The organism is Cnuibacter sp. UC19_7 (assembly GCF_042699995.1).
Classification (GTDB): Bacteria; Actinomycetota; Actinomycetes; order Actinomycetales; family Microbacteriaceae; genus Cnuibacter.
This window is the reverse complement of record NZ_CP170560.1, coordinates 766,857-790,882: the sequence shown is the minus strand read 5'-3', so window position 1 is coordinate 790,882 and position 24,026 is coordinate 766,857. Positions and strand designations below refer to the sequence as shown.

Sequence of the window (24,026 nt, the reverse complement as noted above, 5' to 3'; positions counted from 1 at the left end):
CTATAAGCGCCTGAAAAGTCGTTTATAGCCATATTCTTGTCTCTATGGCAGAAGACCTCAGCTCTGAGGAGTGGGAGCAGCGTCTGGGTGAGCGCATCCGGGCGCTGCGGCTCGCGGCCGATCTCGCGCAGAGCGAGGTCGCGGAGCGCGCGGGCATCAGCGTGGGATCGGTGAAGAACCTGGAGTCGGGGCGGGGCTCGAGCGTGTCGACGCTGGTCAAGGTGCTCAGGGCGCTCGATCGTGAGCGGTGGATCGACGCCCTCGAACCCGAGATCGCGGTGAGTCCGCTCCGCATGCTCCAGCGGCAGGTCGCCGCGGTCGCTCCCCGCCGTGCTTCCCGGAAGGGGAACCTGTGATGGCGTACACGCCGGTCTCCGTGGTCGAGGTGCGCGCGTGGGGCGAGCTGGTGGGGGCGTTGGCGCCCGATCCGCGCAGCGGGTCGTACGCGTTCGAGTACGCGCCGGGATGGCGGGCGAGCGGGATCGAGCTGGCGCCGCTGACGACCCCGCTCTCGCGCCCGCTGAGCGCGTATCCGTCCCTGCCGGAGGCGACGTTCCATCGCCTGCCGCCCTTCGTCGCCGACGCCCTCCCCGACGACTTCGGCAACGCGCTCGTCACGGCCTACCTCGCCTCGCACGGTGTGGAGCGGGCCAGCATCACGCCGCTCGACCGTCTGGCCTATCTCGGGTCGCGGGGGATGGGGGCGCTCGAGTTCCGGCCGACGCGGGGCCCGCAACGCCGGAAGCCGACCGCGCTCGAGCTGAGCGACCTGGTGGTGGGGGCGAGGAGCGCGTTGTCGGGCCGGATCGAGGGGGACGCGGAGGCGGCGGCCGCGCTGGCCACGTTGATCCAGGTCGGCACGTCGGCCGGTGGCGCGCGGGCCAAGGCGATCATCGCGTGGAACCCCGAGACAGGGGAGGTGCGGTCGGGCCAGCTGCCGGCCGAGCCCGGGTTCGAGCAGTGGATGATCAAGCTCGATGGCGTGGGGCGCGACACCGAGCTGGGCAGCTCGGCGGGCTACGGCCGGATCGAGTACGCCTACCACCTGATGGCGCTCGAGGCGGGCATCACGATGTCGCCGTGCCGGCTGCTCGAGGAGAACGGCCGGGCGCACTTCATGACGAAGCGCTTCGACCGCACCGATCCCGAGGACGGGGCTCGGCGCATCCACCTGCAGACGCTCTGCGCGATGGCGGAGCTCGACTACCGTCAGCGGGGCACGCACGACTACGCGCAGTACCTGCAGACGGTGACCGCGCTCGACCTCGGCGAGGAGGCCATGACGGAGGCGTTCCGGCGGATGGTCTTCAACGTCGCCGCGCGCAACTGCGACGACCACACGAAGAACTTCTCGTTCCTGCTCGACGCGCCGCAGGATGGACCGGCGTCGTGGCGGCTCGCGCCCGCCTACGACATCACGTACGCCTACAACCCCGCCGGGGCCTGGACGTACCAGCACCTGATGAGCGTGGAGGGCCGTTTCGACGACATCGGCCGCGCGGAGCTGCTCGCGGTGGCTGACCGGTTCCAGGTGCCGGAGCGGTTCGCCGTGCTCGACCGGGTGCGCGATGCGGTGGCGTCGTGGCCCCGCTTCGCGGCCGCTGCGGGGGTCTCGGGGGAGGATGCGGAGCGCATCCGGGCGACGTTCCCGGCCCTGTGGTCATGACCACGCAGAACCCGTGCTAGAGTTGTCTCTCGTGCCGCGGGGTGGAGCAGTTCGGTAGCTCGCTGGGCTCATAACCCAGAGGTCACAGGTTCAAATCCTGTCCCCGCATCGAAAACGAGAAAGACCCTCGCCCGAAAGGGCGGGGGTCTTTCTCGTTTCCGATCCGGTGCCCCGGGCGCGAAGCTGTCCGGGGGCCCACGCCGCCAGAGGCTCCGCGCGCGACGCAGTCGCGTGTGGAGGGGCGGTGGGGAGCCAAATCCTGTCCCCGCATCGAGAACGAGAAAGACCCTCGCCCGAAAGGGCGGGGGTCTTTCTCGTTTCTGCTTCAGGGATCGGACGCCCCGAACGCGTACTCGAGCCGACCCCACCCCGATCCGGGCCGGGGTCCTGCAGGGAGCCCTTAGGTTAGGCATGCCATACTTGGGCTGGTGACCGAGACGGCGATCGACGCGCCCACGCGCGTGCTGCGGCGATCGTCGGCCCGCACCTCCGGGCGTCGCGTCGCCGTCGCCGTCAGCATCTCCGTCGGGGCGCTGCTGGTCGCCCTCGCTCTCGGGCTCGCGATCGGCACCCGCACAGTCGATCTCGGCAGTGTCGTGCACGCGATCGTGTCGCCCGACCTCTCCGACAACGACCAGGTCGTGGTCCGCGACATCCGGGTGCCCCGCACCCTCACCGGGCTCCTGGTCGGCCTCGCGCTGGGCGCCGCCGGCACGATCATGCAGGGCATCACCCGCAACCCGATCGCCGATCCGGGACTGTTCGGACTCAACGCGGGCGCCGCGTTCGCCGCGGTCATCGGCGTGGTCGCCTTCGGCGCCACGACGAGCTCGCAGTTCATCTGGTTCGCGTTCGCCGGCGCCGCGGCCGCCGCGGCACTGACGTACGGGGTCTCCTCGGTCGGCCGCGAGGGCGCCACCCCCGTCAAGCTGGCGCTGGCCGGCGCGGCGGTCACCGTCATCTTCTCGAGCCTCACCACCGTGCTGCTGCTCAACCGGATCGAGGCGCTGGCGCAGATCCGCAGCTGGCAGGTCGGCACGCTCACCGGGCGCGGGTGGGACGGTCTGGCCGTGGTCGCGCCGATCGTGCTCGTCGCCGTGGTGGTCGCGATGTTCCTCGGGCGCACGCTCAACCTCCTCGCCATGGGCGACGACGTCGCGACAGGACTCGGCCAGAACGTGGTGGCGGCGCGCGGCGTCTCGGCCGTGGTGGTCGTGGTGCTCGCCGCCTCCGCCACCTCGCTCGCCGGTCCTCTCGCGTTCCTCGGCCTGATCGCGCCGTGGGCCGCGCGACGGCTCGTCGGCATCGACTACCGCTGGATCCTGCCGCTGTCGGCCGTGTTCGGAGCCGTGATCGTGATCCTCGCCGACGTGCTCGGGCGTGTGCTCGTCATGCCCGCCGAGGTCGAGGTCGGCGTGGTGCTGGCCGTCCTCGGTGCGCCCCTCCTCATCGCCATCGTGCGCCGTTCGAAGCTGCTGGCGCTGTGACCGCCGCGATCGTGCCTCCCACCGGGTCCACCGTCGAGATCGTCGATGCCGCGACGGTCGTCGCGCGCGTCCGGCGCCGTCCGGCGCTGAGGCAGCTGGCGGTCGCCGCCGTGCTGGCCGCGCTCCTCCTCGTCACCGCGTTCCTCGCCCTGGTGCTGGGCGCCAGCGGTGTCCCGGTGTCGGATGTCTTCGCGACGCTGGTGGGCCAGGGGAGCAGCGAGTTCGTCGTGTGGAGCCTCCGCCTCCCGCGCTGGGTGATGGGGGCCCTGGTGGGCGCCGAGCTCGCCCTCGCCGGGGCGGTGTTCCAGACGCTCCTGCGCAATCCGCTGGCGAGCCCCGACATCATCGGCGTCACGGGCGGCGCCGCGCTGAGCGCCGCGTTCTCGACCCTCATCATCGGGGCGAGCGGCCTCGCCGTCGCCGGCTGGGCGTTCGGCGGGGCGCTGCTCGCGGCGGTGATCATCGCGCTCCTGTCGGGGTCCGGGGGAGTGTCGGGGTTCCGGTTCGTGATCATCGGGATCTCGGTCGCGTTCGTGGCGTCGGGGCTGCTCGGGTACCTCATCGCCCGGGCGGACGTCCGGCGCGCCCAGGAGGCCTTCGCCTGGCTCGCGGGCAGCGTGCAGGGTGCGAGCTGGCCGGAGATCGCGATCGTCGCCGGTGCCGGCACGGTGCTCGCGGTCGCGCTCGGCGCCTTCCACCGCCCGCTCGGCGCCCTGGCGCTCGGCGATGACGTGGCCGCCCAGCTGGGGGTCGCCGTCGCCCGCGACCGCATCCTGCTGCTCGGCCTCGCGGTGTGCCTGGCGGCGATCGGATGCGCGTTCACCGGCGTCATCGGCTTCGTCGCGTTCGCGTCGGCGCCGATCGCGCGGCGGCTCGTCGGCGAGGGCAGCCTCGCCCTGGTGGCGTCGGCGCTCACCGGCGCGGTGATCGTGACCGCCTCCGACCTGATCGCCCAGCACCTGTTCGCGGGCTTCACGGTCTCGGTGCCGGTCGGTGTGGTCACGAGCCTGCTCGCGGCCCCGTACATGCTGTGGCTGCTCGCCGGACTCGGCAGGAGAGGACTCGGAGGATGAGGCGATGACGGCGACGATCACGGCGGAGGGCCTGTCGGTCGGGTACGACGGCACGGAGATCGTGCACGGGGTCGACCTCACGCTCGAGCCCGGGTCGCTCACGGTCTTCATCGGCGCGAACGGATGCGGGAAGTCGACGCTGCTGCGGGGCCTCGCCCGGCTGAGCCGACCGATCAGCGGACGCGTGCTCCTCGACGGCGAGGACACGCGATCGATCGCGCGCGGCGAGTTCGCCTCCCGTGTGGGGCTGCTGCCTCAGCAGCCTGCGGCGCCCGACGGCATCCTCGTGGCCGACCTCGTCGCCCGAGGACGGTATCCGCACCAGGGCTGGTTCCGTCGCTGGACGCACGACGACGACCGGGCCGTGGCCGACGCGCTGGAGCGCACGGGCCTCCTCGAGGTGGCCGACCGCGCCGTCTCCGAGCTCTCGGGTGGTCAGCGTCAGCGGGTGTGGATCGCGATGGTGCTCTGCCAGGATCCCGACGTGATGCTGCTCGACGAGCCCACCTCGTTCCTCGACGTCGCCCACCAGATCGAGGTGCTCGACCTGCTCACCGAGCTCAACCGCACCCGCGGCACGACGATCGGCGTGGTGCTGCACGAGCTCAACCTCGCGGCGCGCTACGCGACGAGGCTCGTCGTGATGTCGTCGGGCCGGATCGTGGCGTCCGGCGCCCCGGAGGAGGTGCTCACCGACTCGCTCGTGGCCGAGGCGTTCGGCCTGCGCTCGGAGGTGGTGGCGGACCCGGTGTCGGGAACGCCCATGGTCGTGCCGCGCGGACGATTCCACGGCGCCTGACCCGACGTGACTGACGCCGGGCCCGTCAGTCGGCAGGAGACCAGGCGAGCGTCCCCACGACGAGGTCGAACAGCTCGACGAGCCCCTCACGCAGCTCGGGGAGCCCGCAGGCGAACGAGAGCAGCAGCACTCGCCTCGACGGCGGCACGAGCCAGTAGTCCACTCGCAGGGTGGTCAGCCCCTCCTCCGGTGATCCCTCGTCGGCCTCCACCACGCGCACCCGCCGCAGCACCCGGCCCGCGGGCACGTCCAGTGTCACGTCGTCGGGCTCCATCGCCGGGTCGACCACGGCCTCGAGCTGGTCGAGCAGTGTGCGCTCCCCGCGGTCGACGAGCGGGATCGGTGGTCGGTACGCCGTGAGGGAGGCGGGGAACGGCACGCCGACGACCACCTCGCGACACAGGTGCAGCCGCGACGCCCCCGCGGTCCGGGCACGGGTCGCCGCGAGCCTGAACCGGGCGCGGAGCTCCTGCCGAGCCGTGGCGTCCTCGTCGCGGCGGCCCACCGCATCCGCGATGATGCGGTCGATCGCCCGGTCGGACGCCTTCTCATCGTCGACCGGGATCTCCCACCACGTGCCGGGGAGCGCCAGGTCGTACCCCGACTCCGATCCGATCATGCGAGCACCTCCCAATCCACGGTGTCGGCCAGTTCGCGCACGGCCTCACCGAGGTCGCCGATGACCAGCAGATCGTCGGCGACGAGACTGAGCTGGAGGCAGACATCCGGCGACAGGAACCAGGTGAGAGTCGCGGTCCGCCGCAGGGCGGGAGGAGCATCCGGACCGGTCCGCGCTCCGTCCAGATCGTGGACCACCACGCGGACGGGGTCGGCGTCCGCCTCGACGACGACCGATCGGCGCCAGGGGCGGGCCTCCGCCGGGGGCGTCGACGCCGCGGCCGCGAACTCGGCCGGGGTCGCGCCCTCCGGGTCGAGCACCTCCAGCGAGAGCGCTGCGAGCACCCGCCCGTCGCGCCGATAGCGGCGCCGGATCGCGGGGGCGGGGGATGTCGACGGATCCCCCATCTCCTCCCAGCCGTCGCGGAGCGCCATCCGCACGTGCACCCCGGCGCTCATCGCGCGCTCACCGGTGTGGCGGTCATCGCGGGCCGCTGCGAGGCGTCGTAGGCGCTCTGCGCCACCCCGCCGAGGCTGTCGCCCACCGCGTGGGCGACGGCACCGCCGCCGGGCAGACCGCCGATCGCGTCCGACAGCCGCCCGGTGACCGCATCAGCGAGCCGCGAACCGACGTCCGGACCGCCGAGGGCGGACCCGAGGTCGTGCTGGATGTGGGTCGCGACATCCTTCATGCCACCGTCGAAGAGCGAGCCGAAGGTCGACCGGGCAGCGTCGTCGAGCGAGGACTGAGCCGAGTCGAGTGCGCTCCGCACGGTGTCGACCACCGAGCCGCCCACGCCGTACACCGCATCCGTGACGAGACCCGCCTGCGCGGCGACCTGACCCGCCGCGCTCGACGCGGTCCGGACGACGGACCCGAGCCCCGATGCCTCGACACCCTCCGCGAGGTCGGAGCCCACCTTGGCGCCGAGACCCTCCACGGTGTTCGAGAACGAGGTGACGTCGTCGCCGAAGGCGGACTGCAGGGCGTCGTGGCCGATGCCGGACATCGACTCGTAGAGTCCGCGCGCGCCCGGGCCGCCCAGGTCGAGGATCCCGTCGACGACCTGGTCGGTGAGACTGCCCGCCGCCTGCGACACGGCCTGCTGCGCCAGCTCGCCCAGGGCCGTGCTCACCGTGGACCCCGCGACGCTCGAGGCGCCCGCGGCGGCGGCCTTCGCGGCCGAGCCGAGAGCGCTGCCGAGGGCGGCGCCCCCGTAGGCCGCGACCACGGCGAGTCCGGCGAGCGCCAGGTCGAGCAGGTGGAAGCCGTTCAGCGCGAACTGCAGCAGGGCGAGGATCGCGACGGCGACGTTCACGAGCTTGGCGTAGAGGAACAGCATCCCCGCGATGGCGGCGAACGCCGGCATCACGAGGGCCAGCGCGGCGAAGACGACCGACAGCACGGTGAGGATCACCGAGACGATCTTGAGGACCACCGACACGATGTCGGCGATGATCTTCGCGATGTCGAAGAGGTCGGACAGCGAGTCCCAGAAGCTGTCGTCGAGGTCGTCGGCCTCGTTCCCACGATGGATGCGGGCGGCCGCGACCGAGGCCGCCCTGTTCATGTCCTCGCGGGCGGCGTTCCACGCGTCCTGCGCCAGCGCGAGTTGGACGTGGAGCTGGTCCACCTGAGCCTGCAGCTGCATGACGAGGGCGACCGCCGACGCCTGATCCGGACCGGGCGTCTCCGCCGTGCGCCGTGCGTCGTCGAGCTGCGGCTGGATCCAGGAGAGCTGGTCGACCGTCTGCCGGTTCGCCGCGATGACGGAGTTCGCCCTGTCATGCGCCTCGCGCATCGGCCCGGCGTAGTCGATGAGCGCGTCGGCGGCGGCGGAGTAGCGGGTGTGCGCCTTCGTGACGGTGTCGGCGGCGTCGGACGCCCTCTCGACGATGGCGTCGACGGCCTGGCTCCGGAAGCCGTCTCCGGAGAGCGCACGGAGCTGCTGCGCCGCCCGCGCGATCGCCTCCGCCGCCTCGCGATAGCGGGTGCCGTCGCCGAGGATGCGGTCGGGATCGCCCGGCAGGGGCGTCAGCTCGCTCATCGGCCCTTCCCCAGGATCGCGTCGAGCAGGTCCTGGTCGAGGACCTCGAAGCCCTGCGCGATGAAGTGGATCGCGTCGCTGACCGTGCGGACCGCCTCGAGCATGTCCTCCCGGTTGTCCTCCCAGTCGTCGGCGAAGTCGATCAGCCGACCCGCGAGCTCCCCGTTGCCCGAGGCGTCGGCGGTGGATCGACTCATGCCCTCGGCGCCGTCGAGGGTGGCGACGATGAGCTTCAGCGCCTCGTCGAGGCTCCGCAGCGTGTCGGTGTCGACGAGGAGATCGGGCACGGCCGTCAGTCCTTCCGGATCGCCTTGGCGAGCTCCTCGTCGGTGCGCTGCATGGCCTGGGTCGCGCCGCGGAGGAACTGCGACAACCCGGTGAGGCCGTTGACCGCCTGCTTCGTGCCGTTCGTGAACTCCTGATACGTCTGCTCGAACTGGCCCGATGCGCTCTGGGTCTGGAAGCCGGAGGCGACCAGCCCGTCGATGAGGTTCGACAGCTCGGTGAGGATCGTCGTCATCTGGTCGCGGCCGTTCTCGAGGCGGCGGGCGGCGTCGTCCATCTCCTCGTAGGTGACGTTGAGGTTGGCCATGGTGTTCTCCTTCACAGGACCGCGGCGGCGACCGCCACGGGGTAGGACGCGGCAGCGGGGAGGGGGAGCTGCACGCGGAGGGGCGCACCGGCGACGAGGTAGCCTCGGCCGGGCGGGAAGTCGGAGCGGGGCACCCTGGGCAGCGTCGTGCGCAGGAAGCTGTCTCCTTCGGCGGGATCCGGTTGGAGCAGGATGCCGCGGCGTGAGTTCTTGATCTCGGCGAGCAGCGGCCAGGACGACACCCAGCTGCTGGTCTCCGCTTCCGCGATGAGCAGCTGGTCGCTGCGCTTCACGGCACGGATGAGCTCGACGGTGGGCCCGTCGGCCGGCGTGGAGAGGAGGTCGGCCACGCTCTCGACGAGGATCGCGATCTCGCCCGGGCCGCGCTCCTCGGCGACGGAGACCGCGAGGCGGCGCGCGAGGTCGACGATGGACTCGGGGTCGTCGGCGTTCTCGGTCCAGGCCACGGCGGTGGCGAGCGGCGAGCGGCGGGGGCCGATCCGATAGAGCGCGATATCGGGCTGCCAGCGCCGCAGCGACTGGGCGAGCCAGAGCAGCGCGGTCGACCGCCCCGAGGCGGGCGGCCCGATGAGCGCGAGCGCCCCGCGGGGATCGAAGGCCACGGGTTCGAGGGTCTCGTCCGACACACCGAGGACGGGCGCGCCTCCGACCGAGTCGGGCAGCGACTCCGCAGGGATCTCGGCGGGCAGCGACCGGACGGGCGGCACCTCCGGCACGCCCCGCGTGCGCAGCGCGGCGGCGAGGGCGTCGACGGCCGCGGCCTGTGCCGCGGAGCCGCGTTCGCCGCCCGGGACGGCGATCTGCGTCTCGTGCCCGTCGAGCACGGCGCGGCCCGGGGGCGACGTGGCGTCGAGGACGTCGCCGGGCACGTCGAGCAGGAGGTAGCCGTTGTCGTCGCTCATCCTCAGCACGACACGCCTGGGCACGACGGCGTTGACGGCCGACGGGATGGCGCCGGGCCGGTCGGCGGTGAAGGCCACATGGAGGCCGACCCGGCGACCGTCGCCGAGGATCCGCATGAGGTCGGCGTAGCGGGCCGCTCGCCCCGGAGCGGTGTCCCACTCGGTGCGCAGCAGCGGGAAGCCGTCGATGAGCAGCAGGATGCGCGGGAGCGGCTCCCCGGTGGCCGCCCGGTAGTCGCCGATGGTCGCCGCATCCCTCGCGGAGAACGACCGGTTGCGGTCGTCGAGCTCGGCGGCGAGCATCCGGATCAGGCGGGCGACCCGCTCGTCGTCGTCTCCGGGCACCATCGAGCCCACCGTGGGCAGGCGTTCCAGCATCCGCAGCCCGCCGCCGGCGAAGTCGAGCCCGTGCACCTCGACCGGCTCGGGCTGCGACGAGGCGACGACGGCCAGGGTGCGGAGGGCGACCGTCTTCCCCGATCCGCTCGTGCCTACGATCGCGAGGTGCCCGTCGACGTCGGGCGAGAACATCGCCGTCGTCTGCGCCTGACGTTCGGGGAGATCCGCGATCCCGAGAGCCCAGCCCTGGTCGACCGCGGGCAGCGCGGCGACGTCGTAGGTCGAGGCGAGCTCGTCGAGCCACGGTCGCCGGGGAGCGGGCAGGCCCGACTCGACGGCGGCGCGTCCGACCGACGCCACGATGCGAGCGAGGTCGGATGCTCGGCCATCGTCGACCGGCACGTCGCCCCGGCCGACGGGCTCCCAGACCACCTCGGCGCCGAAGCGGAGCTCGGCGACCTTGACCTCCGCGCGCTCGGGCTCGCGGCTGGTGCGGCCGCCGACGTAGGCGGTCTGGAACCCGGTGAGCCGTCCCGGCCCGGTCTTCGCGACCGCGCGGCCGGGGATGCCGGGGTCGAACTGCGCCGCCGACTTGTCACCGACGACGTCGGTCGAGTCGTGCTCGTCGGCCATGCGGAGGGCGACGCGGAGGTTCGTGTTGGCCCGCAGGTTGTCGCGGATGACCCCGGCCGGTCGCTGGGTCGCCATGACGAGGTGGATCCCGAGCGAGCGTCCGCGCTGGGCGACGTCGACGACGCCGTCGACGAACTCCGGCACGTCGGTCGCGAGCGCCGCGAACTCGTCGATCACGATCACCAGGGCCGGCGGGCAGTCGGGGTCGCCGCGCCGCTCGAGCTCGAGCACGTCCTTGGCCTTCTTCGCCCCCAGCAGTCGCTCGCGGTGCTGAAGCTCCGCGCGGAGGCTCGTCAGCGCCCTGCGCACGAGATGCGGGCTGAGATCGGTGACGAGCCCCACCGAGTGGGGGAGGGCGACGCACTCGGCGAACGCCGATCCGCCCTTGTAGTCGACGAAGAGGAAGGTGGTCCGCAGCGGGCTGCTCTCGACGGCCATCCCGAGCACCCAGGTCTGCAGGAACTCCGACTTCCCGGAGCCGGTGGTGCCGCCCACGAGCGCGTGCGGCCCCTGGCCGCGGAGGTCGAGGTGCATCGCATCGGCGCCCGAGACGCCGACGAGGGCGCGGAGCCCGCCCGATCGTCGTGCGCGCCCCGCTGCCGAGTCGTCGGGCTCGGCGCGAAGGGTGCCGCTCTGCCGCCACCGGTCGATCACCGCCGAGGGTGTCTCGGCGAGCTCGTGTCCCACCAGGGTGAGGAACGACACCGTGGCGGGGAGGTCGCTCGAGTCGTCGACCGTGGCCCCGGAGTCGACGAGGGGCGCCATCCGGCGCGCGAGCGCCACCGCCTGAGGCACGTCGATGCGCTCGGTCCGCACCTCGGTCACGGTGCGGCCGAGGCGGACGAGGTCGACCTCGGCACCGTCCGGCCCGAGGGCGAGCACGCACCGGCACACCGCGGGCAGGGCGAGGCGGTCGGCGGCCACCCAGATCACGTGCACGTCCGCGCCGGCCGCGCGCTCCGCCATCTGCACCAGCCGTGCGCGGTCGACCGGGGCGTCGTCGGTGACGAGGAGCACCAGTGCGGGCCGTCGGCCGCCGTGCACGGTCGCCTCGCGGCGCACCTCGCCCACGCGCGCGCCCGCGGCCTGCACGGTCTCACCGTCGGTCGTCGGGCCGCGGTCGGCCCGTGGCGCGGTCCGGGTCTCGACGAGCTCCTCGAGGGCGGCCAGGAGCGCGGTGCCCGTCGCGGCGCTGTCGGCGAGGTGCACGGTCTCGCCGAGAGGCGAGTGCGGGCTCGAGACGTGCGGCAGCCAGCCCAGCCAGCCGAGCTCGGGCGACCAGGCGGCGCTGGTGAGCGCGGCGACGGCGACCTCGGCGGGGGAGTGCAGGCCGACGACCTGCACGAGCAGGGCCCGGGCCGCATCCGCGGCCGCGGAGCGGGGCCCGGCCACCCCGAGCGCGCCGCTGTCGTACGCGCTGTCGACCACGGGCACGTCCGCGATCGATCGGAAGGGCGCGACGACGGACTCGACGCGCCCCCGGAGCTCGGGCAGCGCCCGTTGCTCGTCCGACGTGGTGATGGTGTTGCGGGTCGGCAGCGCCGCCAGCCCGAGGCGCAGGGAGAGGAACGACCAGTGCTCGGGGCGCCGCGTCCAGAGCAGCGGGCCGCGCTGCATCGCGTCGGCGTACACCTCCGTCGTGCTCGGCGCCTCGGTGCCGCGGATCCGCCGCTCCGGCTCCGCCTCGGCGGCGAGGGCGACCGACAGGTCGTGGAGCTCGGCGTCGAAGCGCTCGACGTCGCGGCGCCGGCGGCTGCGTCGGCCCATTCCGCCGTCGAGGAAGCTGCCGAGTGCCAGCACCGGCGCGAGTGCGACGAAGAGCAGCGCGAACGGGCTCTGGAGGACCGCGTACATCGCGACGCCGGTGACGATCGGCGCTGCGAGCGACACCCACGGGAACCGGGTCGGCGGCTGATCCTCGGGCGGTCGCGGTGCGTTGAACTCGCGACCGGGATACCGCGGCTCGACCCGAGGGGACCGGTTGAACGGCAGCGCCCCGCCTCGCTCGGTCGTGCGCCCGGCATCGACCGTGCCGAGCCGCCGGAAGCCGAGCTCGGTGCCGCCGACCGTCACCGTCTGACGCTCGCCGACCGTGACCCGCGTGACCACCCCGCCGTCGATCAGCAGGCCGTTCGCGGAGTTGAGGTCGGCGATCTCGATGCTCTCGCCGACGATGATCTTCGCGTGCACCTTCGAGGCGAGCGGATCGTGGAGCACGACCGTGCAGCCGGGATCGCGCCCGACCGTGCTCTCGCCGAGGGGCAGCTCGATCTCGCGTCCCGCATCCGGCCCCGACAGGATGCGCGCGATGGCGGCGGGCTGTCGGGACGCGACGACGGGCTGATCGGCGCCCACGATGCGGACGCCGAAGCCCGAGCCGATCTCGGCGTCGGCGAGCGGGGTCGTGCGCGACAGGATGCTCTCGTCCGCGAACGCCGGCGGCGAGACCGAGAGGGTCACCCGCTGCGGATCCCAGCGCTCGACCGGGTCCGACTCGGCGATCGCGGCGGCGATGTCGCCGATCGTCGCCGTGGCGTCGGTGGTGACGACGATGTCCGCATCGGGTCCGCGATGGCGACGGAGCGCGACCCGGAGCCGCATGTCAGGCTGCCAGGAACCAGTAGGCGGCGGCGCCCGCCACGGCGGCGACGAGCACGACGTCGAGGAGGATGCCGGGCCAGCGCGCCTTCGTGCGCTGCGGCGCGGTGTACACCGGAGCCGGCGCGGCATCGCGACGTACCGTGGAGTCGAGCGGAGCGCCACTCGACGCGGACGCGACCGGAGCACTCGGCTGGGGTGCGGGTGGCTGCGCCCACCGCTCCGTCGGCGCCGTGGGTGGGGCGGGCGGGAGCACGGCCGTGGGCGGCGCGGGCGGGACCTCTGTCGGGGGCGGAGGCACCGCCGGTGCGGCGTGATCCGTGGAGGCGGTCGCCGTCCGGTCCCTCGAATACGGGTCGTCCAGGGCGTCGAGCGTCGTCGGCGGGAGGCCGAGCCGCGCCTCCACCTGCTGCAGAGCGCGGCCGAACGACAGGGCGGAGGTGTGCCGGGCGGAGGGGGAGGCCGAGAGGGCCGTGGCGAGGACCTCCTCGAGCTCCGGGGGGACGTCGGGCCTGCCGATCGGCGGCACGGTGTCGCTGCGCATCCGGTCCAGCACGTCCGCCGGGGTGTCGAGCCCCGGCCCCGCCACGCCCTCGTGCGGCGCACGGCCCGCCAGAAGCGCGTAGACCGTCGCGCCGAGAGAGTACACGTCGCTCGTGGGGCGCAGGACGGCGCCGTCGCCGAGCGCCTCGGGCGAGGCCCAGAGCACCGAGTAGGCGTCGATCGTGGGCGCGCCGCCGAGCACCCCCGCGATGCCGAAGTCGGCCAGAGCCGGACGCCTGTAGTCGGTGACGAGGATGTTCGACGGCTTGATGTCGCGGTGGAGCACACCCGCACGGTGGGCGGTCTCGAGGGCTCCCGCGATCTGGATGCCGACCGACAGCGCCTCCTGCACCGGGATCCGCTCGCTCCGGAACCGGGCGCCGTAGTCGGGGAGGCTGCAGTACTCCATCACGAGGTAGGGGCTTCCGCCGTCGGTCACCCCCGCCTGGTAGACGGTGACGATCGAGGGATGCGTCGAGAGCTGGGCCATGAGGTTGGCCTCGTCGCGGAAACGGGACAGGCCCGCCTGGTCGAACGCCTCGCCGGAGAGCACCTTCACGGCCACCCGCCGTCGGGGCAGGTGCTGCTCGTAGAGGTACACGTCGGAGAAGCCGCCGGCGCCGAGAGGGGCCAGGGCGTCGAAGCCGGGGATGGCGGGAGGAGCGGCGGCGGTCATCCGACATGCCCCACGTTCGTCACCTGGATGGTCTTGCTGGCGTCGCCACCCGGGCCCTGGACCGTGACGGTGTAGAGCTCGCTGGCATTGCTGCACTGGTACGAGAACGAGATGGAGTCGTTCACCCCGACCGACGAATAGGGCTCGGCCTTCGCGTCCTTCGTGCCGATGCCGAACCAGGCCTCCTCTGCGCCGGTGCTGGTCCAGGCGAACTGCACGACCGGGGGCTCCGCCGATCCGACGCCGGGCACGGGCGCCTCGGCCGGGGTGGGGCAGTTCACCGAGTTCGTCCCCGTGAAGGACGTGATCACGGGAGCCGCGGTGCCGCCGCCCCCGGTGCCGCCGCCCGTGCCCCCTGTCCCGCCCGTGCCCCCGGTGCCGCCGCTCCCGCCCGCGGGCGCCGTGGGGCTCGGCGTCGCGGTCGGGGTCGGGGTGGACGTCGGAGTGGGGGTCGGCGTCGGGGTCGAGTCGGCGGTCGCGGAGGGCGCCGACGCGGTGGGCGTGCCCTGCTGCCCCGCCAGGCGGATGCCGATGAGGACGAGGAAGACCACCAGGGCCGCGCCGAGGATCGCCCTGATCACGGTGTGGATCACCGGCCAGGTTCGCGACCGTCCCCCCGGGGACGGAGATGCAGGACCCGCTGTCATGGGAGGCCTTCGGGCTCGAGTCTTCGTCACGCACGAACGTCGCAAGAGTAGCCCCTCGCCACCCCCAGCGCGAGGGTCATTCTCAGGCCCCGACCATGCCCGCGGATCCGCTTTAGGTTAGGCTGTCCTTATCCCCACTGACCCCAGGAGATCCCACAGCATGTTCAGACGACACAGAGTCGCCACCCTCGCCGCGATCGCGGCCACCGCAGCCCTCGCCCTGGCCGGCTGCTCCTCGCCGGGCGCCGACGGGTCGTCGACCCCGGCCTCCTCCGACTCCTCGGGTTCGTTCCCGGTGACGATCCAGAGCGCGCTCGGCGACGTCACCATCGACTCCGCGCCGCAGCGCATCGTCACGCTCGGCTGGAGCAGCAACGACGCGCTGCTGTCGATGGGGATCGCTCCCGTCGGCATGGAGAAGCAGGCCTACGGCGGAGACGACGACGGCGTGCTGCCCTGGACGAAGGACGCCCTCGACGCCATGGGTGCGGCCGAGCCCACCATGATCACGTCGTCGGACGAGCCGGCCTACGAGGAGATCCAGGCTCTCAAGCCCGACCTCATCCTCGCCGTCTACTCGGGCATCACCCAGGACCAGTACGACCTCCTCACGCAGATCGCTCCCACGGTCGCCTACTCGGATGCGCCCTGGTCGACGCCGTGGCGCGACGTGGTGACCACGGTGGGCAAGGCCGTCGGCCAGGAGCAGAAGGCCGCCGACGTCCTGAGCTCGATCGACGACCAGGTCGAGACGGTCGCGTCCGAGCACCCGCAGTTCGCGGGCAAGACGGTGGCCGCGGCCTCCGACTTCGCCGGCACCTTCTACGTCTACTCGCCCTCCGATCCGCGCGTGGGCTTCCTCGACGACCTCGGCTTCACCGACGCCCAGAGCGTCAAGGACAACTCGACAGACGGCTCGTTCTTCTTCCAGCTCAGCAACGAGAAGCTCGACTCGCTCACCAGCGACGTGCTCGTCTACTACGCCGACACGCAGGAGGCGTACGACGCGTGGCTCGCCACCCCGGCCGCGCAGACCATGCAGCAGGTCAAGAACGGCACCGTCGCGCCGCTGATCGGCACCCAGCTGGTGGCCTCGGTGTCGCCGCCCACCGCCCTGTCGCTCACCTGGGGACTCGACGAGACGGTGAAGGCGCTCGACACGGCCGCCGCGAACGTCGAGTAGCGCATCCGCAGGTCGATCACGCCGGCTCGGGAATCACCCGGGCCGGCGTGATCTTATTAACGACGATGACTGATCTGCTCCTCGACCCCGTCGCCCTGCGTGCGGACTTCCCGATCCTCGGCCGAGAGGTGAACGGGAACCCCCTCGTCTACCTCGACTCGGGGGCGACGTCGCAGAAGCCGCGGTCGGTGATCGACGCCGAGAGCCGCTACTACCTCGAGGCGAACGCCGCGGTGCACCGCGGCGCGCACACGCTCGCGGGCGAAGCGACCGAGCTCTTCGAGGACGCCCGGTCGACGGTCGCCGCCTTCGTGGGCGCCGACCCGGAGGAGATCGTCTGGACCTCCAACGCCACCGAGGCCATCAACCTGGTCGCCTATGGGCTCTCCAACGCCACCCTCGGGCGTGGCGGATCGGCGGCGGCACGCTTCCGGCTCGCCCCCGGCGACGAGATCGTCGTGACCGAGGCGGAGCACCACGCGAACCTCATCCCCTGGCAGGAGCTGGCCTTCCGCACCGGCGCCACCCTCCGCGTGATCGGCGTGGGCGACGACGGGCACCTCCTCCTCGACGAGGCCCGGGCCGTGATCGGCGACCGCACCAGGATCGTCGCCTTCGCCCACGTCTCGAACGTGCTGGGCGGCATCGCCCCCGTCGAGGAGCTCACCGCTCTGGCCCATGGGGTGGGCGCGCTGGTCGTGCTCGACGCCTGCCAGTCTGTGCCGCACCTGCCCGTCGACCTTCACGAGCTCGGCGTCGACTTCGCCGCCTTCTCCGGGCACAAGATGCTGGGCCCGACGGGTGTCGGCGTGCTCTACGGCCGCCGCGAGCTGCTCGACGCGCTCCCGCCGTTCCTCACCGGCGGGTCGATGATCACCCGAGTCGACCTGCACGAGGCGGAGTACCTGCCCGCGCCGCAGCGCTTCGAGGCCGGCACGCAGCGGGTCGCCCAGGCCGTCGCGCTCGCCGAGGCGGTGCGCTACCTCGACACGATCGGGATGGCGGCGGTGGCCGCTCACGAGGAGGCGCTCGGCGCGCGGATGGTCGAGGGGCTCTCGGCCCTCGACGGCGTCCGGGTGCTCGGGCCGGCCGTGGGCCGCCCGCGGGTCGGCCTGGCGAGCTTCGTCGTCGACGGCATCCACTCGCACGATGTGGGCCAGTTCCTCGACGACCGCGGCATCGCCGTGCGCGTCGGCCATCACTGCGCCCAACCCCTGCACCGGCGGTTCGGCGTGACGTCCACCACCCGGGCGAGCGCGTACCTCTACAACGACGCGGCCGAGGTCGACGCGATGGTCGAGGCCGTCGCCGACGCCCGCCGCTTCTTCGGGGTGGTGTGATGGCCTCCTCCGAGCTGCAGTCGCTCTACCAGCAGGTCATCCTCGACCACTCGAAGGAGCGGCACGGATACGGCCTCCGGCCGGGCGAATCCGGATCGTCGCACCAGATCAACCCCACCTGCGGCGACGAGGTCACCCTGCACGTGCACCGCGACGCCGACGGCGTGATCGAGTCGCTGAGCTGGGAGGGTCAGGGCTGCTCGATCTCCACCGCCTCCTCCTCCCTCCTCAACGATCTGGTGCACGACCTGCCCGAGTCCGATGTCCGCGAGCGGATCGCCGCTTTCCGCGAGCTCATGCAGTCGAAGGGGCAGTCCGACGGCGACGAGGAGCTCCTCGGCGACGCCGTCGCGCTCGCCGGTGTCTCGCGGTACGTCACGCGGGTGAAGTGCGCCATGCTCCCGTGGGTGGCCCTGGAGCACGCACTGGGCTGACGAGGGCGATCGCTAGGATCTGACCATGTCGAAGGGCGGCGCGATGAGCGCGGGCGACGGTGCCGAATCGCGACGGATGGCCGAGGTCGAGGCCGCGGGCTGGCGCGACTGGGGGCCGTACCTCGCCGAACGGGCGTGGGGCACGGTCCGCGAGGACTACAGCGCCGACGGCGACGCCTGGCGCTCCTTCCCGCACGACCACGCCCGCAGCCGCACGTACCGCTGGAACGAGGACGGCATGGCCGGCTTCTGCGACGTCGATCAGCGCTGGTGCCTCGGGCTCGCGCTCTGGAACGGCGCCGATCCGATCCTCAAGGAGCGGATGTTCGGGCTCTCCGGGCCCGAGGGCAACCACGGCGAGGACGTCAAGGAGTACTGGTGGTACCTCGACGCGACACCGTCGCACTCCTGGAACACCTGGCGCTACCACTACCCCCAGGCGGCGTTCCCGTACGAGCGCCTGGTGGAGGAGAACGCCTCCCGGTCGAAGCTCGACGACGAGTTCGAGCTCGTCGACACCGGCGTCTTCGACGACGGCCGGTACTGGATCGTCACGGTCGACTACGCCAAGGCGTCGGCACACGACCTCGTGATGCGGGTGAGCGTCGAGAACGCCGGGCCGGAGGCCGCGACGATCGACGTGCTGCCGTCACTGTGGCTCCGCAACACGTGGAGCTGGGATGAGCAGCCCGGGTCAGCGCCGTCGTTGCGGGCCGACGGCGACGAGGTCGTCGTCTCCCTGCCCGAGGAGGAGCGCCTGCGCCTCCGGGTCGATCCGTCGAGCGACGCCGCCCCCGACGAGCTGCTGTTCTGCGACAACGTGTCGAACTCGACACGGCTCTGGGGTGAGCCGCCGCTCTCGCCGTATCCCAAGGATGGCATAGGCGACCATGTGGTCTCCGGGCTCGACACCGTGAATCCGGATCGGGTCGGCACCAGGTCGGCCGTCCGGTTCCACCTCGAGGTGCCGGCGGGCGCGACGAGGGCGGTCGTGCTCCGTCTCACCCGCGAGGGGGATGCGGTCGGTGCCGCCGACTCGCAGACGGTGCTCGCCGAGCGCCGCCGCGAGGCCGACGGGTTCTACGCCGACCTGATGGGGCCGGACATCCCCGCCGATGAGGCGGTGGTCGCCCGTCAGGCCTTCGCCGGACTGCTCTGGTCGAAGCAGTTCTTCCATTTCGACGTCCGCCGCTGGCTCGCGGGCGACCCCACGGCTCCGCCGCCCCCGCCGGGGCGCGGCGCGATCCGCAACGGCGACTGGCCGCACCTGTCGAGCCACGACGTCATCCTGATGCCGGATCCGTGGGAGTACCCGTGGTTCGCCGCCTGGGACCTCGCCTTCCACTGCGTGACGCTCGCTCACATCGATCCCGGCTTCGCCAAGCAGCAGCTCATCCTGCTCCTGCGCGAGTGGTACATGCATCCGAACGGTCAGCTGCCGGCCTACGAGTGGGACTTCTCCGATGTGAACCCGCCCATCGAGGCCTGGGCCGCGCTGCGGGTGTACGAGATCGACGGATCCCGAGACCAGGCCTTCCTCGGACGGGTCTTCCACAAGCTCCTGATGAACTTCACGTGGTGGACCAACAACAAGGACCACGGCGACAACAACCTCTTCGAGGGCGGGTTCATGGGGCTCGACAACATCGCGCCCGTCGACCGCTCCACCCTGCCACCCGCGGTGGGTGTGCTGGAGCAGGCCGACGCCACGGCGTGGATGGCGACGTACGCGCTCCACCTGCTCGAGATGGCCCTGGTGCTCACCGACCGCGACCCCGTGTACGAGGACGTCGCCACGAAGTTCTTCGAGCACTTCCTCTCGATCGCCGCGTCGGCCAATGACGCCGGCCTGTGGGACGACACCGACGCGTTCTACTACGACGTGCTCCACCTCGCCGACGGCCGCGACGTCCCGATGCGCGTGCGCTCGCTCGTGGGGCTCGTGCCGGTCACCGCGTCGCTCGTCCTCGAGGGCACGCGGGCGCCCGCCCTGACCGAGTTCATGCAGCGCGCGCGGGTGTTCCTCGAGCGCAACCCGCAGACGCGCGACGCGATCCACGCCGCCGACGGCGTCGCCCGCGACGAGACGCTGCTCGCGCTCGTGCCGCCCGAGCGGCTGCGGCGGGTGCTCGGCGGCGTCTTCGACGAGGCTCGGATGCTGTCGCCGCACGGCATCCGGAGCATCTCCGCCTGGCATCGGGAGAACCCCTTCACCGTCGAGGTGGCGGGCACGACCGCGACGGTCGACTACGAGCCCGGCGAGTCGACCAGCGGACTCTTCGGCGGCAACTCGAACTGGCGTGGCCCGGTCTGGTTCCCGCTCAACGCGCTCATAATCGAGTCGCTCCGCCGCTACGACGCGAGCCTCGACCGCAGCCACACGATCGAGTACCCGGCCGGATCCGGTCACCAGCGCAGCCTGGGCGAGATCGCCGATGATCTCAGCGCCCGCCTCACGTCGCTGTTCCTCTCGGAGGACGGGGCGCCGCGGCCCTCCGACGCCCGGTACCCGCTGCTCTCGCAGGATCCGCGCTGGCGCGACAACATCGCGTTCTACGAGTACTACCACGGCGACTCCGGGCAGGGGCTCGGGGCGGCGCACCAGACGGGATGGACGGCGATCGTCGCCCACCTCATCCTCACCCGGTCGCGCTGACCGCCCGCCGGCGGGGAACCGCCAGCACGAGGATGCCGAGGGCGAGCACCACGAGGCCGGCGGTGGCGGTGGCGTCGAGCGTCTCGCCCAGCAGCAGGAGGCCGAGCAGGGTGGCGGTGAGCGGCTCGGCGAGCGTGAGGGTCGAGACCGTCGCGGGGGAGAGGCGGGCCAGCCCCCATCCGAACAGCACGTAGGCGACGGTGGTGGTGACGAGGCCGAGCCACAGGGCGAGCAGCGCGCCGTCCGTGGTGGCCAGCCACGACGGATCCGACAGCAGCAGGATGGGCAGGCTCGCGACGGCGGCCCAGCCGAACAGGGCCCCCATGGTCGAGGTCGACGACCAGCCGCGATCGAGCAGCGCCTTGCCCGCGAGCGTGTAGGCGGCGTAGGCCGCTCCGGCGCCGAGAGACGACAGGAGGCCGACCACGCTCACGCTCCCGGTCGAGCCCGCGGTGATGCCGCTGAGCAGGCTGACCCCGATGGTCGCGACGGCGGTCGCGATGACCCACACCCAGCCGGGGAAGCGGCGGCGGAGAGCCCAGTCGGCGACGCCGGTGAGCACGGGCGCCGAGCCGAGCGCGACGATGGTGCCGATCGCGACCCCGTTCGTCTCGGTGCCGAGGAAGAACAGCGGCTGGTACGCCACCACGCCGGCGGCCCCGATCGCGATGAGGACCGGGGTCGGCAGCCCCCGCCGCGGGGCGGACGGGCGCGCGGCCGCCGGCACGCGCGCGGTGCGCCGCGAGAGCAGCCAGGCCACGAGCGCGAGCAGCCCTCCGCCGATGAGGATGCGGGCGGCCCCGACCGAGAGCGCGCTGGCATCGACGTCGGCGATCGCACGCGCGGAGCCGGTGGTGCCGAAGCAGACGGCGGCGAGCAGCACGGCGAGGACGGGGCGCACCGCCCCATTCTGCCGTCTCCGCTCCCGACGCGTGGTCTCGCTGCCTCTGTGGCGTCTCGCGCACCCATTGACCCCGCGAGACGCCGAAGTGGGCGCGAAACCCGCAGGACGAGGGGGTCAGCGCGCCTGAGCGAGGCCGATCGCGAGCACCGAGGCGAGGCCCGTGGCGGCGATGAGGCCGAAGAGCACCGCCAGCAGCGTGAGACGGACCCGGCCCGGGCGGGCGAGGAGCCGCACCTCGAGCATGCCCCCGTAGAGCACCACGATGCCGATCAGCGACCAGAACGCCACCCCGGCGGGCTGGAGGCCCAGCATCGCGGCGAGGAGGGCCACGCAGATCGCGGCCATGATCCCGCCGACCACCAGCCAGATGGTGCCGGACGAGGTGGTGAGCGAGGGCTGGTTGGTGACCCTGGTCGGGTCGTCGTCGTCTCTCATGGTGTGCCTCGCCTCATCCTAGGCACGTCGTTTCGGTTCTGTTACGTTTGCCGGGATGTGCCTCGGTCGGGGGATATCCTCGCCCGAACACCTACAGACCGAGGAGGACCGGTGGGGAGACACACGAGGCGGTTGCTGGCGGCGGGACTCGGAGCGGGGGTGATCTTCGCCGCGGCGACAGCGCTGCCGGCTGCGGCGGAGGATCCGGCCGACTTCGACGAGCGGGTGACCGCGGCGGCCATCATGGAGCACCTGCAGGCCCTGCAGGACATCGCCGACGCGAACGGTGGCACGAGGGCGATCGGCACCCCCGGATACGAGGCGAGCGCCGCGTACGTCGAGAGCGTCCTCGCTGCGGCGGGCTACGAGACCGAGCGCCAGCCGTTCGTCGCGAACACGCAGACCATCGACCCCAACACGTACGTGTTCGAGGTCACGGGTGCCGACGTGACCGAGGGCATCCCGATGGAGTTCACCCCGGGCACACCCTCGGGCGCCATCGTCGACGTGGCGGCGGTCGCGCCGGCGACGGCGACCGGCTGCGACGCGAGCGAGTGGGGCGGCGTCGACGCCACCGGCCTCGTCGCGGTCGTCAGCCGCGGTGACTGCGCCTTCACCGACAAGTCGATCGCGGCGGGGGAGGCCGGAGCGGTCGCCGTCGTGATCTACGACAACGACCCCGAGGCGGAGTCGCTGAACGGGACGCTCGGCGGCCTGACCCCCGGCACCGTGCCCTCGATCGGGGTGACCCTCGCCGAGGGGCAGGCCCTCGTCGCGGCGCTGGACGACCTGGCCTTCACGATCACCATCGACGAGGAGACGACGAGCGTCGACACGTTCAACGTGCTCGCGCAGAGCCCCGGGGTCGACGAGTCGAGCGTCCTGATGATCGGCGCTCACCTGGACTCGGTGCAGGAGGGTCCGGGCATCAACGACAACGGCAGCGGCAGCGGCGCGATCCTCGAGACCGCGGTGCAGCTGGCCGCGTCGGGCACGCCCCAGCATCCCGTGCGGTTCGCCTGGTGGGGCGCCGAGGAGGTGGGACTCGTCGGGTCGACGTACTACACCTCGTCGCTGACCGAGGAGGAGGCGAGCGAGATCTCGGCCTACCTGAACTTCGACATGGTCGGCTCGCCCAACTACGTGATCGCCACCTACGACGCCGACGAGTCGACCTTCCCGGCCGACGTCGACGTGCCCCCGGGATCGGCCGAGGTGGAGGACGTCTTCACCGAGTGGTTCGACTCGATCGGTCAGCCCTACATCGACACCCCGTTCGACGGCAGGAGCGACTACCAGGGCTTCATCAACGCCGGCATCCCGTCGTCGGGGCTCTTCACCGGTGCCGAGGACATCAAGACCGAGACGGAGGCCGGCCTGTTCGGCGGCACCGCGGGCGCGGCCTACGATCCGAACTACCACCAGCCCGGCGACACGATCGACAACATCAGCGTCGAGGCGCTGAGCATCAACGCCTCCGCCATCGCGCACGCGGTGGACGTGCTGGCCGTCGTGCCCGACCCCGCGCCGGCGCCGGTTGTCCCGGTGCCGAGCCCGAGCAGCCCGGCGAGCCCCGCGGGAGACCGGGCGCTCGCCGCGACGGGCGCCGGGGCGGCACCCGTGGCGCTGGCGGGCGGAGCACTCGTGCTCGGTGGGCTGGTGACCGCCCTCGTCCTCGGTCGCCGCAGGGTCGGCGCCGAGGAATGAGATCCCTCGGCTCGGGCCTCAGACGTGAGTGAGGCCCGAGCCGAGGATCACCACTCCGACCACGAGCACGACGATGGTCGACACGAGTGCGCTGTTCGACTCGAGCCAGGCGTGCGCCCGCTCGAGCGGCACGCGGGTGCGGCCGGGGTTGGCGTACGCGATGATGATCGGGGCGGCGAGCGTCGAGAGGCCGAGCACGACGTAGACGGCGATGCCCACGATCGCGTCGAGCGGCTCCCGTGCCGCCGGGCCGATCGCCACACCGGCGGCCACCGTGAGCAGCAGGTTCTTCGGTCGCAGCATGAGCGCGAGGCCCACGCCGAAGGCGGGCACCGGGCCCACCGACGACACGCGCCGCATCCATGCCGGCGTGCCCCGAGGAGCCTCACCGCGGTGCCGACGTGCGCGCACGAACCGGACGATCGCGATCGCGAGCAGCCCGACGCCGGCCACGATCTCGACCGCGGCGATCCACGGGCTCGAGCCCGACACGTGCGGGGCGGGCAGCAGTGAGGCGAGCATCGTCAGCGCCGTCGTGAGCCCGATCAGCCCCACCGCCGCGCCGATCAGGTACGTCAGGCTCGCGAGCCGGCCGCGGGGCGACAGCAGGATGAGGATCATCACGACGATCGGGACGGTGCTGAACGCGATCCCGAGGGCGATCGGCAGCACGTGCCCGATGATCCCCGCCATGCGCTCATCGTATCCGGGGCCGCCGCGTATCC

21 protein-coding genes and 1 tRNA gene are annotated in these 24,026 nt (G+C 72.5%); 11 read left to right on the top strand and 11 right to left on the bottom strand.

What is annotated here, in order from left to right:
* Positions 1-44 precede the first annotated feature (44 nt).
* From ACFJGV_RS03770 to ACFJGV_RS03745, 6 genes are all read left to right on the top strand, one after another.
* On the top strand, positions 45-356 hold the full coding sequence (locus tag ACFJGV_RS03770; RefSeq protein ID WP_378146942.1) for a helix-turn-helix domain-containing protein: 312 nt from the start codon (positions 45-47) through the stop codon (positions 354-356).
* Entirely contained in the window at positions 356-1,666 is a 1,311-nt protein-coding gene (locus ACFJGV_RS03765) for a type II toxin-antitoxin system HipA family toxin (protein WP_378146941.1), read from the top strand. The genes ACFJGV_RS03770 and ACFJGV_RS03765 overlap by 1 nt, the downstream gene beginning before the upstream one ends.
* Before the next feature lie 35 nt (positions 1,667-1,701).
* A tRNA-Met gene (locus ACFJGV_RS03760) sits at positions 1,702-1,775 on the top strand.
* A 319-nt stretch (positions 1,776-2,094) separates the two neighbouring features.
* Positions 2,095-3,153, top strand: a complete 1,059-nt coding sequence (locus tag ACFJGV_RS03755; protein ID WP_378146939.1) for a FecCD family ABC transporter permease — start codon at positions 2,095-2,097, stop codon at positions 3,151-3,153.
* Complete coding sequence (locus tag ACFJGV_RS03750; RefSeq protein WP_378146937.1) at positions 3,150-4,226, top strand: FecCD family ABC transporter permease; 1,077 nt, start codon at positions 3,150-3,152, stop codon at positions 4,224-4,226. Before ACFJGV_RS03755 ends, ACFJGV_RS03750 begins: the two co-directional genes overlap by 4 nt.
* Before the next feature lie 4 nt (positions 4,227-4,230).
* On the top strand, positions 4,231-5,025 hold the full coding sequence (locus ACFJGV_RS03745) for an ABC transporter ATP-binding protein (RefSeq protein ID WP_378146936.1): 795 nt from the start codon (positions 4,231-4,233) through the stop codon (positions 5,023-5,025).
* A 25-nt stretch (positions 5,026-5,050) separates the two neighbouring features.
* Here ACFJGV_RS03745 and ACFJGV_RS03740 read toward each other — a convergent pair whose 3' ends face one another.
* The 8 genes from ACFJGV_RS03740 to ACFJGV_RS03705 are packed head-to-tail and all read right to left on the bottom strand — an operon-like array spanning position 5,051 to position 14,588.
* Complete coding sequence (locus ACFJGV_RS03740) at positions 5,051-5,644, bottom strand: hypothetical protein (protein ID WP_378146935.1); 594 nt, start codon at positions 5,642-5,644, stop codon at positions 5,051-5,053.
* A complete protein-coding gene (locus ACFJGV_RS03735) occupies positions 5,641-6,102 on the bottom strand; it encodes a hypothetical protein (RefSeq protein ID WP_378146934.1) in 462 nt (153 codons plus the stop codon). Before ACFJGV_RS03735 ends, ACFJGV_RS03740 begins: the two co-directional genes overlap by 4 nt.
* On the bottom strand, positions 6,099-7,691 hold the full coding sequence (locus tag ACFJGV_RS03730; protein WP_378146932.1) for a hypothetical protein: 1,593 nt from the start codon (positions 7,689-7,691) through the stop codon (positions 6,099-6,101). Before ACFJGV_RS03730 ends, ACFJGV_RS03735 begins: the two co-directional genes overlap by 4 nt.
* On the bottom strand, positions 7,688-7,978 hold the full coding sequence (locus ACFJGV_RS03725; RefSeq protein ID WP_378146930.1) for a hypothetical protein: 291 nt from the start codon (positions 7,976-7,978) through the stop codon (positions 7,688-7,690). The genes ACFJGV_RS03730 and ACFJGV_RS03725 overlap by 4 nt, the downstream gene beginning before the upstream one ends.
* A 5-nt stretch (positions 7,979-7,983) precedes the next feature.
* Positions 7,984-8,283: a WXG100 family type VII secretion target gene (locus ACFJGV_RS03720; RefSeq protein WP_378146928.1), complete on the bottom strand. Its 300-nt coding sequence runs from the start codon at positions 8,281-8,283 to the stop codon at positions 7,984-7,986.
* 11 nt (positions 8,284-8,294) lie between these two features.
* Positions 8,295-12,779 (bottom strand): FtsK/SpoIIIE domain-containing protein, encoded by a 4,485-nt coding sequence (locus tag ACFJGV_RS03715; protein WP_378146927.1) that lies wholly within the window; start codon positions 12,777-12,779, stop codon positions 8,295-8,297.
* Between the two features lies 1 nt (position 12,780).
* Positions 12,781-13,995 carry a serine/threonine-protein kinase gene (locus ACFJGV_RS03710; RefSeq protein WP_378146926.1) on the bottom strand — a complete coding sequence of 405 codons (1,215 nt, stop codon included), beginning with the start codon at positions 13,993-13,995 and terminating at the stop codon, positions 12,781-12,783.
* The gene (locus ACFJGV_RS03705; protein ID WP_378146925.1) at positions 13,992-14,588 is read right to left on the bottom strand and encodes a hypothetical protein; all 597 of its coding nucleotides are present in this window, start codon (positions 14,586-14,588) and stop codon (positions 13,992-13,994) included. The genes ACFJGV_RS03710 and ACFJGV_RS03705 overlap by 4 nt, the downstream gene beginning before the upstream one ends.
* 214 nt (positions 14,589-14,802) lie before the next feature.
* Here ACFJGV_RS03705 and ACFJGV_RS03700 point away from each other — a divergent pair, with 214 nt between their 5' ends.
* From ACFJGV_RS03700 to ACFJGV_RS03685, 4 genes are all read left to right on the top strand, one after another.
* Complete coding sequence (locus tag ACFJGV_RS03700) at positions 14,803-15,825, top strand: iron-siderophore ABC transporter substrate-binding protein (RefSeq protein WP_378146924.1); 1,023 nt, start codon at positions 14,803-14,805, stop codon at positions 15,823-15,825.
* Positions 15,826-15,890: 65 nt separating this feature from the next.
* Positions 15,891-17,165 (top strand): cysteine desulfurase, encoded by a 1,275-nt coding sequence (locus ACFJGV_RS03695; RefSeq protein ID WP_378146923.1) that lies wholly within the window; start codon positions 15,891-15,893, stop codon positions 17,163-17,165.
* Positions 17,165-17,599: a Fe-S cluster assembly sulfur transfer protein SufU gene (gene sufU / locus ACFJGV_RS03690; RefSeq protein WP_378146922.1), complete on the top strand. Its 435-nt coding sequence runs from the start codon at positions 17,165-17,167 to the stop codon at positions 17,597-17,599. Before ACFJGV_RS03695 ends, sufU begins: the two co-directional genes overlap by 1 nt.
* A 25-nt stretch (positions 17,600-17,624) precedes the next feature.
* Positions 17,625-20,255, top strand: a complete 2,631-nt coding sequence (locus ACFJGV_RS03685) for a glucosidase (protein ID WP_378146921.1) — start codon at positions 17,625-17,627, stop codon at positions 20,253-20,255.
* Here the strand turns inward: ACFJGV_RS03685 and ACFJGV_RS03680 are convergent.
* Both ACFJGV_RS03680 and ACFJGV_RS03675 read right to left on the bottom strand, forming a co-directional pair.
* Entirely contained in the window at positions 20,239-21,156 is a 918-nt protein-coding gene (locus ACFJGV_RS03680; protein WP_378146920.1) for a DMT family transporter, read from the bottom strand. The genes ACFJGV_RS03685 and ACFJGV_RS03680 overlap by 17 nt on opposite strands.
* 117 nt (positions 21,157-21,273) lie before the next feature.
* Positions 21,274-21,594: a hypothetical protein gene (locus ACFJGV_RS03675; protein WP_378146919.1), complete on the bottom strand. Its 321-nt coding sequence runs from the start codon at positions 21,592-21,594 to the stop codon at positions 21,274-21,276.
* A gap of 111 nt (positions 21,595-21,705) precedes the next feature.
* Here ACFJGV_RS03675 and ACFJGV_RS03670 point away from each other — a divergent pair, with 111 nt between their 5' ends.
* Positions 21,706-23,301, top strand: a complete 1,596-nt coding sequence (locus ACFJGV_RS03670; protein ID WP_378146917.1) for a M28 family metallopeptidase — start codon at positions 21,706-21,708, stop codon at positions 23,299-23,301.
* A gap of 18 nt (positions 23,302-23,319) precedes the next feature.
* On the opposite strand, the gene ACFJGV_RS03665 is transcribed toward ACFJGV_RS03670, so the two are convergent.
* Positions 23,320-23,994, bottom strand: a complete 675-nt coding sequence (locus ACFJGV_RS03665) for a GAP family protein (protein WP_378146916.1) — start codon at positions 23,992-23,994, stop codon at positions 23,320-23,322.
* Between the last annotated feature and the right edge of the window lie 32 nt (positions 23,995-24,026).

Excerpts from the sequence above, each read along its gene's own strand:
- ACFJGV_RS03730 (WP_378146932.1), bottom strand. The coding sequence starts at position 7,691 with ATGAGCGAGCTGACGCCCCTGCCGGGCGATCCCGACCGCATCCTCGGC.
- ACFJGV_RS03715 (WP_378146927.1), bottom strand. The coding sequence starts at position 12,779 with ATGCGGCTCCGGGTCGCGCTCCGTCGCCATCGCGGACCCGATGCGGAC.
- ACFJGV_RS03740 (WP_378146935.1), bottom strand. The coding sequence starts at position 5,644 with ATGATCGGATCGGAGTCGGGGTACGACCTGGCGCTCCCCGGCACGTGG.
- ACFJGV_RS03685 (WP_378146921.1), top strand. The coding sequence starts at position 17,625 with ATGTCGAAGGGCGGCGCGATGAGCGCGGGCGACGGTGCCGAATCGCGA.
- ACFJGV_RS03665 (WP_378146916.1), bottom strand. The coding sequence starts at position 23,994 with ATGGCGGGGATCATCGGGCACGTGCTGCCGATCGCCCTCGGGATCGCG.
- ACFJGV_RS03735 (WP_378146934.1), bottom strand. The coding sequence starts at position 6,102 with ATGAGCGCCGGGGTGCACGTGCGGATGGCGCTCCGCGACGGCTGGGAG.
- ACFJGV_RS03770 (WP_378146942.1), top strand. The coding sequence starts at position 45 with ATGGCAGAAGACCTCAGCTCTGAGGAGTGGGAGCAGCGTCTGGGTGAG.
- sufU (WP_378146922.1), top strand. The coding sequence starts at position 17,165 with ATGGCCTCCTCCGAGCTGCAGTCGCTCTACCAGCAGGTCATCCTCGAC.
- ACFJGV_RS03720 (WP_378146928.1), bottom strand. The coding sequence starts at position 8,283 with ATGGCCAACCTCAACGTCACCTACGAGGAGATGGACGACGCCGCCCGC.
- ACFJGV_RS03765 (WP_378146941.1), top strand. The coding sequence starts at position 356 with ATGGCGTACACGCCGGTCTCCGTGGTCGAGGTGCGCGCGTGGGGCGAG.
- ACFJGV_RS03745 (WP_378146936.1), top strand. The coding sequence starts at position 4,231 with ATGACGGCGACGATCACGGCGGAGGGCCTGTCGGTCGGGTACGACGGC.
- ACFJGV_RS03710 (WP_378146926.1), bottom strand. The coding sequence starts at position 13,995 with ATGACCGCCGCCGCTCCTCCCGCCATCCCCGGCTTCGACGCCCTGGCC.
- ACFJGV_RS03695 (WP_378146923.1), top strand. The coding sequence starts at position 15,891 with ATGACTGATCTGCTCCTCGACCCCGTCGCCCTGCGTGCGGACTTCCCG.
- ACFJGV_RS03675 (WP_378146919.1), bottom strand. The coding sequence starts at position 21,594 with ATGAGAGACGACGACGACCCGACCAGGGTCACCAACCAGCCCTCGCTC.
- ACFJGV_RS03700 (WP_378146924.1), top strand. The coding sequence starts at position 14,803 with ATGTTCAGACGACACAGAGTCGCCACCCTCGCCGCGATCGCGGCCACC.